The sequence below is a fragment of the Roseomonas sp. CECT 9278 genome (genome assembly GCF_918698155.1).
In the GTDB taxonomy this organism is placed as follows: Bacteria; Pseudomonadota; Alphaproteobacteria; order Acetobacterales; family Acetobacteraceae; genus Neoroseomonas.
The window spans coordinates 65517-75909 of sequence record NZ_CAKKLX010000024.1 but is presented as its reverse complement, the minus strand read 5'-3'; the positions used below and the strand labels follow the sequence as shown (position 1 = coordinate 75909).

General features: G+C 73.6%; 11 protein-coding genes and 1 pseudogene. 6 read left to right on the top strand and 6 right to left on the bottom strand.

Going from position 1 to position 10393, the window contains the following annotated elements:
- Window positions 1-439, top strand: a pseudogene (locus LQ222_RS16175) (hypothetical protein); the annotation flags it as partial.
- Between the two features lie 6 nt (window positions 440-445).
- Here LQ222_RS16175 and LQ222_RS16170 read toward each other — a convergent pair.
- Entirely contained in the window at window positions 446-1411 is a 966-nt protein-coding gene (locus LQ222_RS16170; RefSeq protein ID WP_230167861.1) for a tripartite tricarboxylate transporter substrate binding protein, read from the bottom strand.
- A gap of 184 nt (window positions 1412-1595) precedes the next feature.
- Here LQ222_RS16170 and LQ222_RS16165 point away from each other — a divergent pair, with 184 nt between their 5' ends.
- From LQ222_RS16165 to LQ222_RS16145, 5 genes are all read left to right on the top strand, one after another.
- The gene (locus LQ222_RS16165; protein WP_230167860.1) at window positions 1596-2345 is read left to right on the top strand and encodes an arylmalonate decarboxylase; all 750 of its coding nucleotides are present in this window, start codon (window positions 1596-1598) and stop codon (window positions 2343-2345) included.
- A 64-nt stretch (window positions 2346-2409) separates the two neighbouring features.
- On the top strand, window positions 2410-3072 hold the full coding sequence (locus tag LQ222_RS16160; RefSeq protein WP_230167859.1) for a nitroreductase family protein: 663 nt from the start codon (window positions 2410-2412) through the stop codon (window positions 3070-3072).
- Complete coding sequence (locus tag LQ222_RS16155) at window positions 3069-3497, top strand: CoA-binding protein (protein ID WP_230167858.1); 429 nt, start codon at window positions 3069-3071, stop codon at window positions 3495-3497. The genes LQ222_RS16160 and LQ222_RS16155 overlap by 4 nt, the downstream gene beginning before the upstream one ends.
- A 115-nt stretch (window positions 3498-3612) precedes the next feature.
- On the top strand, window positions 3613-4365 hold the full coding sequence (locus tag LQ222_RS16150; RefSeq protein WP_230167857.1) for a DUF2076 family protein: 753 nt from the start codon (window positions 3613-3615) through the stop codon (window positions 4363-4365).
- Between the two features lie 102 nt (window positions 4366-4467).
- Window positions 4468-5325, top strand: a complete 858-nt coding sequence (locus LQ222_RS16145) for a LysR substrate-binding domain-containing protein (RefSeq protein WP_230167856.1) — start codon at window positions 4468-4470, stop codon at window positions 5323-5325.
- On the opposite strand, the gene LQ222_RS16140 is transcribed toward LQ222_RS16145, so the two are convergent.
- From LQ222_RS16140 to LQ222_RS16120, 5 genes are all read right to left on the bottom strand, one after another.
- On the bottom strand, window positions 5326-6207 hold the full coding sequence (locus LQ222_RS16140; RefSeq protein WP_230167855.1) for a hypothetical protein: 882 nt from the start codon (window positions 6205-6207) through the stop codon (window positions 5326-5328).
- Window positions 6207-6497, bottom strand: coding sequence for an acyl carrier protein (locus LQ222_RS16135; RefSeq protein ID WP_230167854.1), 291 nt, complete (start codon window positions 6495-6497; stop codon window positions 6207-6209). Before LQ222_RS16135 ends, LQ222_RS16140 begins: the two co-directional genes overlap by 1 nt.
- A 334-nt stretch (window positions 6498-6831) precedes the next feature.
- Window positions 6832-7812, bottom strand: a complete 981-nt coding sequence (locus tag LQ222_RS16130) for a tripartite tricarboxylate transporter substrate binding protein (RefSeq protein WP_230167853.1) — start codon at window positions 7810-7812, stop codon at window positions 6832-6834.
- A gap of 46 nt (window positions 7813-7858) precedes the next feature.
- The gene (locus LQ222_RS16125; RefSeq protein WP_230167852.1) at window positions 7859-9295 is read right to left on the bottom strand and encodes a class I adenylate-forming enzyme family protein; all 1437 of its coding nucleotides are present in this window, start codon (window positions 9293-9295) and stop codon (window positions 7859-7861) included.
- Entirely contained in the window at window positions 9285-10298 is a 1014-nt protein-coding gene (locus LQ222_RS16120; RefSeq protein WP_230167851.1) for an NAD(P)-dependent oxidoreductase, read from the bottom strand. The genes LQ222_RS16125 and LQ222_RS16120 overlap by 11 nt, the downstream gene beginning before the upstream one ends.
- Window positions 10299-10393 lie beyond the last annotated feature (95 nt).

The window sequence follows — 10393 nt, the reverse complement described above, 5'->3', positions numbered from 1 at the left end:
CGGCCTGGCGCCGGGGCCGGCCGGCGCGACGGCCGCAGCAGGCCTGGCCCTGCCCGCGCCGCCGCCGCTGCCGCGGCTTGCCGACCTGCCGCCGGACCTGGCGGCTGTCGCGCGGGCGCTGGCGGCGCAGCACGGATTGTCGGACCCGGCCGTGATGCCGAGCCTGTACCTGCATCTCGCGCAATGGCCGTCGGTGCTGGAGGCGCTGCCGGCGACGCTCGCACCGCTGTTCCACGATGGCGCACTGGTCCGCGCCCGCGATGCGGCGATCGCGGCGGCCGAGGCGCAAGCACCGGGGCTGGTCGGCGCGCTCGGCGCGGCCCCGCCGGCGCCGGCGGGGCTCGCGCCGTTCCTCGCGACCCTCGGTATCTTCACGCGGGAAGTGATCCCCGGGATGGTGCCGGTCGGCCTCGCGCTGCGGCGCGCGCTGGGCGGCTGACGCGGATCAGTTCACCTGCGCCCCGGTGGCGCGGACGATGGCGCCCATGCGCTCGCTCTCGCCAGCCATCCATTGCGCGAATTCGGCGCGGCGCATCACGCGCGGCACCGATCCGCCGGCGGTGATGCGCTGGATCAGTTCAGGCTCCGCCAGCGAGGCCGCCAGCGCCTCATCCAGCCGCGCCAGGATCGGCTCCGGCACACCCGCGGGCGTGCACAGGCCGAACCAGCCGGTGGTGGTCACGTCCACGCCCTGCTCGCGCATCGTCGGCAGGTCGGGGAAGGCCGGCACGCGATCGGGCCCGCTGACGGCGATCGGGCGCATCCGCCCCGCCTGCGCCATGCCCGACACCGCCGAGATCGACTGGAACAGCACATCGAGCCGCCCCTCGATCAGGTCGGTGTTCATCTGCCCGGCCTGGTTGTAGGGCGCGTGCACGATCTCGATGCCGGTGATCAGGCCGAACTGCGCCGCCGCCAGGTGCTGCGACGACCCGATGCCCACCGACCCGAAGTTCAGCGGCCGCCCGAGCCCCTTCGCCCAGGCGACGAAGGCGGCCAGGTCGCGCGGCGGGATCGTGGGCGGCACCACCACGATATTCGGCACCAGCGCGATCAGCCCGACCGCCGCGAAGTCGCGCTGCGCATCGAAGGGCATGTTCGCGTGCAGCCAGCGATTCGCGGCGTGGGAGGCGATCGACGCCAGGCCGATCGTGTAGCCATCGGGGGCGGCGCGCGCGACCGCGGTCATGCCGATATTGGTGCCCGCGCCGGGCCGGTTCTCGACCACGACCGGTTGGCCGATGCGCGCCGACACGCGGTCGGCCACCAGGCGCGACAGCACGTCCCCCGCGCCGCCCGCCGGCCCCGGGTTGACCCAGCGCACCGGCCGGTCCGGCCAGGCGCCCTGCGCGCGCGCGGCAAGGGGCAGCGTGAGGGCGGGCGCGGCGATCAGCAGGCTGCGGCGATTCATCGGCGGCGGTCTCCGGCGCGGGGCGGCGTGCCCCGGGATGGGCGCATGCCTAGCACGCTGCGTGCCGCATCGCGCCTGCCTTCGATCCCGGCCGCACGGGCCGGCCCGGGGCCGCACCGGCGAGGGCTGGCGCCGGCGCGCGCCTGTGGCAGGCTCGCGCCCACGACGCATCAGGAGCAGGGCGATGGGCAAGGACGCATTGGGCTGGCGCAGGCTGTTCGGCGTGATGGGGCCGTCCACCAACACCATCGTGCAGCCGGATTTCGACATGATGCGCCCGGCCGGCGTGACCAACCACTACAGCCGCATCTTCACGCCCAATGCCGATGCCGTCTCGAACGAGACCTTCCGCGCCGGGGCGGAGCTGATCGGCGCGAATACGCTCGATGCCGTGCGCTCGGTGATGACCTGCGGGCCCGACTACCTGGTCATGGGCATGTCCGCCGTCACCTTCTTCGATGGCGCGCGCGGCGCCGATCGCTTCATCGCGCAGGTCAAGGATTTCTCCGGCCTCGATATCTCGGTGGGGTCGCATTCCTGCACGGCGGCGCTGCAGGCGCATGGCGGGGTGAAGCGCCTGGCGGTGCTGTCGCCCTACTGGCCGGCCATGAACACGGAAGTCGCGCGGTATTTCGGCGACATGGGGTTCAGCGTGGTGCGCGACATCGCCATGCAGGCGCGCTCCTGGACCGGCATCGCGCAGATCACGTCCAGGCAATGCGTCGAGGCGCTGAAGCGGCTGGATGGCGACGACGTGGACGCGATTATCCAGGTCGGCACCAACCTGTCGATGGTCAAGCTGGCGGCGATGGCGGAGCTGTGGCTCGGCAAGCCGGTCATCGCCATCAACGCCGCCACCTACTGGCACGCGCTGCGCGCCAACGGGATCATGGACCGGGTCGAAGGCTGCGGGCGGCTGCTCGAGGAATTCTGATGCCGATCCGCCACCAGCACCGTCGCGCCCCGCCGCAGCGCCACGATGCGCCGGGGGCGGGCCCATGACGCCGGCCTTCGAAGCGCATGCCGTCGAACCGCTGGACGAGGCGCAGAGCGCGGCGCGCGCCGCCGGCTTCCTCGCCGCCATGCGCCGGCGGCGCACGGTGCGCGACTTCTCTGCCCGGCCGGTCCCGCGCGCGCTGATCGAAGCCGCGGTGATGACCGCGGCCAGCGCGCCTTCCGGTGCCAACCAGCAGCCATGGACCTTCGCCTGCGTGGCGGACCCGGCGCTGAAGGCACGCATCCGCGCCGCCGCCGAGGCCGAGGAACGCGCCTTCTACGCCGGGCGCGCCGGGATGGAATGGCTCGACGCGCTGGCCCCGCTCGGCACCAATTGGGAAAAGCCCTTCCTCGAGACCGCGCCCTGGCTGATCGTGGTCTTCGCGCAGCGCCACGGCATCGGGCCGGACGGCCAGCGCGTGAAGCACTACTACGTGCCCGAGAGCGTGGGGATCGCCTGCGGGTTGCTGATCGCCTCATTGCATCTCGCGGGGCTGGCGACACTCACGCACACCCCGTCTCCCATGGGGTTCCTGGCCGAGGCCTGCGGCCGTCCGGATCACGAGAAGGCGCTGATGGTCATCGTCGCCGGCCACCCCGCCGAGCCGTGCCGGGTGCCGGTGATCACGAAGAAGGCGCTCGACCAGGTCGCGGTGTTCCTTTGAACGACGACGGCATCCGCGACCTCCTGCTCGCCACCCGCCGCATCGCCGTGGTCGGCGCCTCCGACCGTCCCGCCCGGCCGAGCAACGGCGTCTTCCGCTTCCTGCTCGACCGCGGCTACGACGCGCTGCCGGTCAACCCCGCGCTGGCCGGGCGCCCCGTCCACGGCATCCCGGCGCTGGCCGCGCTCGACGACGCCGCGCCGCTCGACATGGTCGACATCTTCCGCCGCTCCGCCGAGGCCGGCGCCGTGGTGGACGACGCCATCCGCCTGGGCGCGCGATCGGTCTGGCTGCAGCTTGGCGTGATCGACGATGCCGCCGCCGCGCGGGCGCGCGCCGCGGGCCTGGCGGTGGTGATGGACCGCTGCCCCGCCATCGAATGGCGCCGCCTGGGCCTGCCGCCCCGCATCATGGCGGGTGCGTGACAGGCGCCCCACCACATCTTGAATCGGTCCCTCCAGCGGGCCATGTCGCGCCGCGTCGGGTGAGCGGGCCGAGCACAGGCGGCGCCCCCTGCCATGTCGGGAGAGGATTCAAGCGATGACGGACGAGGAACGGCGGATCATCACCGCCTTCGTGGAACGCATGAGCGGCGCCGCGCCGATCGCGCAGGCGCCCTCCGGCCCCTGGGGCGCCACCGGCCCGGCGCGCACGCCCGAGCTGCCGCCGATGGACCCGGAGGCCGATCGGCTGATCGCCGACCTGTTCGCCCGCCATCCGCAGGCGCGCTACCGCATCACGCAATCCGCCTTCGCCCAGGAAGCGGCGCTGATCGAGGCCACCAACCGCATCCAGCAGCTGGAATGGGAGGTCGAGAACGCGCGCCGCCAGGGCCAGGCGCAGGCCGCGCAGGCGGGTGGCGGCGGGCTGTTCGGCGGCATGTTCGGCGGGCGGTCCAACGCGCCGATGCCCCCGGCGATGCCGCCGCGCCCGCAGCCGCAATACCCGCCGGGCTACAACCCGCAGGCGATGCAGCAGCAGACGCGCGGCGGCATGGGCTTCCTCGGCACGGCGGCGGCCGCCGCGGCGGGTGTCGCGGGCGGCATGCTGCTGGGCAACATGCTGATGGGCGCGCTGGGCGGCGGCGGTGCGGCGCAGGCCGCGGCTGCCGGCGGCCTCGGCACCGGCGGGACCGATGCCACGCCGACCGCCGGCGCCGACGACGGCGGCTGGGGCGGTGGCGAAAAGGCCCCGGCCGACTCCGCCTGGGGCCAGGACGCCGCGGCCGAGCCGCAGGACGCCTGGGGCGCCGCCGATGACGGCGGCGGCTGGGGCGGCGACGAGGAGATCTGATCCCGCCCAGCGGGTCGGGACCGGGCCGGACCCTGCGGGGTCCGGCCCATTTCATTTGCGGGCATCATTGACGCGCCAGGCGGCATGATGGTTCCTCATGCCATGCGCGTCCCGGATCTCGACCTCGACCTGCTGCGCGGCTTCGTCACGGTGGCCGAGCGCGGCGGCTTCACCGCGGCGGGCCTGGCGCTCGGCCTGACGCAATCGGCGATCAGCCTGAAGGTGAAGCGGCTCGAGGAGATCCTGGGCAGGCGCGTGCTCGACCGCGGCGGGCGCGGCGTGACCCTGACGCGCGATGGCGAGACGCTGCTGGCCTATGCGCGCCGCATCCTGGCGCTGAACGACGAGGCGGTGCGCCGCATGATCGCCCCGCCGGTCGCCGGCCGGCTGCGCCTGGGCGTGGCGGACCACTTCATCCCGCGCAACCTGGCCCCGGTGCTGGCGCGCTTCGCGCAGACCTATCCGGAGGTGCGCCTTGAAGTCGAAGTCGGGCGCAGCCACGACCTGCGCGCCGCGATGGCCGATGGCGCGCTGGATTTGGTGCTGGGCAAGCGGCGCGACGGTGAGACCGAGGGCCGGGCGATCTTCACCGAGACCATCATCTGGGTCGCGGCACCCGGCTGGACCCCGCCGCCCGACCGCGCCCTGCCGGTGGCGATGCTGCCGCAGGGCTGCATGTTCCGCGACCGCGCGCTGGCCGCGCTCGCCCGCGCCGGCATCGCCTGCGAGGTGCTCTACACCTCGGCCTCGTTGCTGGGCGTGGCGGCGGCATCGCAGGCGGGCTTCGCCGCGACGGTGCTGGGCCGGTCCGGGCTGCCGCCGGGCCTCGAGGAACTGCCCGGCCTGCCGCCCTGCGGCACCGCCGAGATGTGCCTGTTCGGCGACGCCGAGGGGCGCTCGGCGCTGGTCGACCCGCTGGTCGGCTTCATCCGCGACAGCCTGGCGCCGCGCGCCGCCTGATCAGGGCTGCCAGGCGCCGTCGGCAGGGAGCGTCCCGTCCAGCAGCACTTCCTCCAGGAAGCGCGCCAGGGCATTGCGCTGGAACAGCCCGGCCACGACGCCGTGCAGCGCGACGCCCCGCACCACCAGCACCTCGCTGCCCGGCACCGTCATCGCCAGCAGGCGGCTGCGCACGCAGTCGCGCAGGAAATCCTCGCCATGGGCGCAGACCAGCCGCGTGGCCGCCTTCGGCGTGCCGGCGCGCAGCGCGTCGAAAACATAGCGGTCGATCGGCGTCGCGGCGTGGCGCAGCGGCATGCCGCGCGGATGCAGCCCGCCCAGCGACACCGCGACCCCGGCGCCGATCAGCGGACCGAAGGCCAGCGCGGCGGCGCCGCCGGAACTGGCCCCGATGCAGGCCGCCCCGGAATAGCGCGCCATCGGCAGGTCTGTCGCGATGCGCGCCGCCAGCGCCGGCAGGTCCGCCGCATAGCCGGGCAGCCCGGCGAGGAAGGCGAGCCGGTCGGGATCGCGCAGCACCAGCACGTCGCAGCGGTCCGCCGGCAGCCCCTGCAGGAAAGGCCCCAGCGGCAGCATCATGCGCTTCGCCACGCCCGCGAAGGCCACCACCAGCGCACGCGGCGCGCCGGGCGGCGCCGAGCCCTCGAAGAACGACACCTCGGGCGCCAGGGCACGGCGCCGGAAGGGCTGGATCGGATCGCGGATGCGCCGGCACATCGCCGCCAGCTTGTCGACCCAGTCGCGCGACGCATCCGGCAGGCCGGCGGCGCGCGCGTGCAGCGCGTCGATCTCGGCCGGGCTCAGCTCGTTCTCGGCCTCGATCTGCAGCCGGTAGCGATCGGCGGTCGTCGCGCAACGCGCCAGTTCGGCGACGACATCCATCAGCCGCGCAGGGCGAGATGCGTGGCGAGCGCGCCGACCGAGGGATGGTCGAGCAGCTCGCCCTCGGTGACCTCGAACCCGGCCTCGACCTGCATCCAGATGCACAGCTCCATGCGCGCCAGCGAGTCGAAGCCGAGCTCCTCGAAGCTGCAATCCGCCGCCGGATCCGCGAGCCGCGCGAGCAGGGCCGGATCGTTCACGGTCACCACCGGATTGGCGCGCACGCCGGTGGCCACCAGGTCGCGCAGGCGGGCGGCGTGATGCGGTGGCGGGCTGGGCTGGTGGTCCATGGTCGTGGCGTCGTGTCCCGGCGGTCTCAAGGTCGCGCAATGTGACGAGCCGCCCAGCTTCGGGCAAGGCGCAACGCCAATCCCAACCTGGGGTTGATCGACGTGCCGCGCGCCATCAAGGCAGACGTTGGGCCAGCCGCGGCAGGTCGCCCCGCAGCCCCCGGCCCCGCGGCAGCGCCGCCACCATCGGCGCCTGCGCGCGACAACTGCCACGCGGTCGATGCGCTGGCACAGCGCCAGCGCGCCCCGGCGTGGCGCCCGCGCCGTTTCGTACGGCGATCAGCCGCGCGGTGGTCAGGCGCGCCGCCACCCCGCGCCGGCGCCGGCCTGCCGGTCAGCGCTGCGACCAGGGCGTGCGCTGGTACAGGGTGCGGTAGCCCTCCTGCAGGCCGCGCAGGCGGGTGAACCAGGCCTCGCCGCCTTCCGGGCGCGGTTCGGTGAAGCGGGCGCGGAAGGCGCTGACGAAGGCAGGGTCTCGCACCACGTCGGCCATCGCCTCGCGCAGCTTGGCCAGCACCGCGGGCGGCACGCCGGCCTGCGTGACCAGGCCGCGCTCCGAGGCCATCTCGACATCGAAGCCCAGTTCCTTGAGCGTCGGCACGTCGGGCCGGAAGGAACTGCGCGCCGCACCCGCCATCGCCAGGGTCCGCAGCTTGTCGCGATTGGCCGAGACCGGGCCGAGGTTCAGCCCCATCGCATCGACCTGCTTGCCGAGCACCGCCGCCATCAGCTGCGGGTCGCCCTGGAACACCACATGCACCCAGCGCGTGCCGGTCGCCGCCTGCAGCAGCACCAGCTGCAGGTGGTCGTCGGTGCCGACACCGGGCGAGGCGTAGGTGATGGTCTCGGGCCGCGCGCGCGCCGCGGCGACCAGGTCGGGCAGCGTGCGATAGGGGCTGTCCTCGTGCACGGTGATGGCGGTCGGGTCGGTGACCAGGTTCGCGATGCCGGCGAAGTCATCGAGCTTGAACTGCGCGCTGCGTTCGATCGGGATGGTCAGCAGCCCGGGCATGTTGGTGGTGCCGAGCACATGCCCATCCGGCCGCGCCCGCGCGACCGAGGCGAGCGCGACCTCGCCCCCCGCGCCGGGGCGGTTCACCACCACCACCGGCCCGCCGAGGCGCCGTTCCAGCATGGGTGCGATGGCGCGGGCATCGAGGTCGGTGGCGCCGCCCGGGACGAAGCCGACGACGATCTCGACCGGCTTCTCCGGCCAGCGATTGGCCTGCGCCAAGGCCGGCGCGATGCCCGGCGCGGCGAGGCCGGCGCCGGCGGCCAGCAGTGTTCTTCTTGTCGTTGTCATGACGTCCTCCATGCAGTGCTTTGCGCCAGCATGGCATGGGCCGGGCGGCGCCGCGAGGTCAGGGCCCGCCCGCCACCCGCGCCAGTTCGCGGCGCAGCACCTTGCCCTGCGCGTTGCGCGGCAGGGCCGGCACCACCACGATGCGGCGCGGCGCGCGCATGCCCAGCCGCGCGCGGCAATGCGCCAGCAGCGCCGCGGCATCGAAGCCCTCGCGCACCACCGCCGCCAGCACCGGGATCTCGCCGAAGGCCGCCGAGGGCAGCGGGAACACCGCGCATTCCACCAGGCCGGGGAAGCCTTCGGCGACAGCCTCGATCTCGGCGGGAAAGATCTTGATGACGCCGAGCGTCATGCGGTCATCGGCGCGCCCCGCCACCAGCAGCACGTCGCCCGGCAGCCGCCGGCCGACATCGCCGGGGTGGAACCAGCCGTCGCGGAAATACGTCGCGTCGGCCTCCGGGTCATCGAGGTAGCCATCGACCTGCGCCGGGGTGCGGAAGCGCAGCAGCCCGTCCGCATCTTCCGGCAGCGGCCGCCCGGCATCGTCCAGCGCCTCGGCCGCGACGCCCGGCAGGATCCTGCCGACGGAATCCGGGTGGTCGTCATGGTCGTGCGGGCCGGCGATGCTGACGATGCCGGCCTCGGTGGTGCCATAGACGACGTGCAGCGCGCAGCCGAGCCGGCGCTGCACGTCGCGCCGCACGGTCTGGGGCACGCGCGTGCCGGTGGTGACGATGGACGTGCCGGCGGGCCAGGCCGCATCGCCCAGCGCATCGGGCAAAGTCGCGAGGTCCCGCGGCGCCAGATGGACGCGCGTGACGCCGTGGCGCGCCACCAGCGCCGCAAGGTCGCGCGGCGGCAGGTCCTGCGCCAGCACCTCGGTCCCGCCGGTGACCAGGCTGCGGTAGCTCAGGCGCTTGCTGTGGTTGCCGTCGAAGCTCGGGCGATGCAGGAAGATCCCGCCGAAGCCGGCGATGCGCTCCGCCTGGTCGAGCAGCATGGGCTCGCGCGCGACCATCAGCTTGGGCCGGCCGGTGGTGCCGGAGGTCGCCATGACCAGTTCGCCGAAGCCGATCGGCGGCAGGCTGCCGGGCGCGTCGGCGGCGGCGGCGGCGGCCTCGCGGTCGGGGCGCACCAGCGTGGCGCCGCCCAGCGCATCGGCCGCGTCATCGGCGATGATGGCGACCACGCCGACGCGGCGCGCCAGGTCCTCGCGCAGCGGCACGGGGTCGCGCCGCGGCAGGCCGACCTGGCGGCACCCCAGCCGGATCAGCGCCAGCGAGCACAGGATATGCGTCCAGTCATCCGCAATCGTGATGCCGACCGCATCGCCGGGCGCGATCCCGGCGCGCAGGAACTGCTCGGCGAGCGCGCGCACCTCGCGTGTCACCTGCGCGTAGCCCACCGGGCCATCGGCGCGGATGAAGGCGGCGCGGTCGGGCGTGGCGCGGGCGATCGCCTCGACCCGCGCCATCATGGGCAGGTCAGGCGGCACGGGCCTCATTGCCGTCGATCCAGCGCATCAGGCGGGCCAGCCCTTCCTCCATGCCGACTTCCGGCTTCCAGCCGATGGCGGCGAAGGCTTCCTCATGCGCGATGCGGAAGGCGCCGCCGGAGGTCAGGCGCACCTTGCCCGGCGTGTCGCCGACGAATTCCGGTTCGATCGTCGAACCGGCCAGCTTCGTGACCATCTTCACCAGGTCCAGCGTGGTGATCGGCGTGGGGCCCGAGGTATTCACCGCCACGTCGGTGGCCGGCGATTCGAAGGCCATGCGGTTGGCGCGCGCGAGGTCGCCGACATAGACGAAGTGCTTGGTCTCCGACCCGTCGCCGAACACCTGCGGGCGTTCGCCGCGCTTCACGCGGTCCCAGGTCTCGATGATGTAGAGCGCATTCGCCGCGCGGTAGTGCTGGCGTTCGCCATAGACGGTGGAATAGCGCAGCACGACGTAGTCCTGCCCGAAGCGGCGCTTGGCGTCGCGGCAGAGCTGTTCGCCGATGATCTTGGTGGCGCCGTACAGGATCGCGGCCGGTGGCGCGCCGACCGAATAGAAGGGCGTGTCCTCGACCAGGTCGCCCTTCACGCCGGGGCCGTAGCCATAGACCGCGTTCGACGATGCGAAGACGACCTTGCGCACCTTGTTGGCGCGCGCCGCCTCCAGCGCGTTCTGCACGCCGCGGATGTTCACATCCAACCCGCCCCAGGGGTCGGTGTTCATGTTCAGCGTCATGTAGGCGGCGAGCAGCAGCGCGCCGTCGCAGCCTTCCATGGCGCGCAGCAGGTCGGGCAGGCGCATCACGTCGCCGCGCACGGTCTTCAGCCGCGGGTTGTCCTTGATATGCGCGATGGCCTGTTCGGAGCCCAGCGAGAAATTGTCGAACAGCACGACCTCGCGCGCGCCGGCATCGAGCAGCTCGGCCGCGGTGGCGGAGCCGACCAGGCTCGCCCCGCCCACGATGATGAACTTGTGGCCGGCGATCGGCACTGCTGCGCTCATGCGCTTCCCATCCCTCAGGTTGATGCTGCTTGGCGCGCAGCATCGCGCGGGATGGGCGGTTCGGCTAGTGTCCCGGCTCCGAAGCCCCGCGGGCT

Bases quoted from the DNA above. Each gene is read 5' to 3' on its own strand.
- LQ222_RS16170 (WP_230167861.1), bottom strand. From the start codon at position 1,411: ATGAATCGCCGCAGCCTGCTGATCGCCGCGCCCGCCCTCACGCTGCCC.
- LQ222_RS16165 (WP_230167860.1), top strand. From the start codon at position 1,596: ATGGGCAAGGACGCATTGGGCTGGCGCAGGCTGTTCGGCGTGATGGGG.
- LQ222_RS16160 (WP_230167859.1), top strand. From the start codon at position 2,410: ATGACGCCGGCCTTCGAAGCGCATGCCGTCGAACCGCTGGACGAGGCG.
- LQ222_RS16150 (WP_230167857.1), top strand. From the start codon at position 3,613: ATGACGGACGAGGAACGGCGGATCATCACCGCCTTCGTGGAACGCATG.
- LQ222_RS16145 (WP_230167856.1), top strand. From the start codon at position 4,468: ATGCGCGTCCCGGATCTCGACCTCGACCTGCTGCGCGGCTTCGTCACG.
- LQ222_RS16140 (WP_230167855.1), bottom strand. From the start codon at position 6,207: ATGGATGTCGTCGCCGAACTGGCGCGTTGCGCGACGACCGCCGATCGC.
- LQ222_RS16135 (WP_230167854.1), bottom strand. From the start codon at position 6,497: ATGGACCACCAGCCCAGCCCGCCACCGCATCACGCCGCCCGCCTGCGC.
- LQ222_RS16130 (WP_230167853.1), bottom strand. From the start codon at position 7,812: ATGGAGGACGTCATGACAACGACAAGAAGAACACTGCTGGCCGCCGGC.
- LQ222_RS16120 (WP_230167851.1), bottom strand. From the start codon at position 10,298: ATGAGCGCAGCAGTGCCGATCGCCGGCCACAAGTTCATCATCGTGGGC.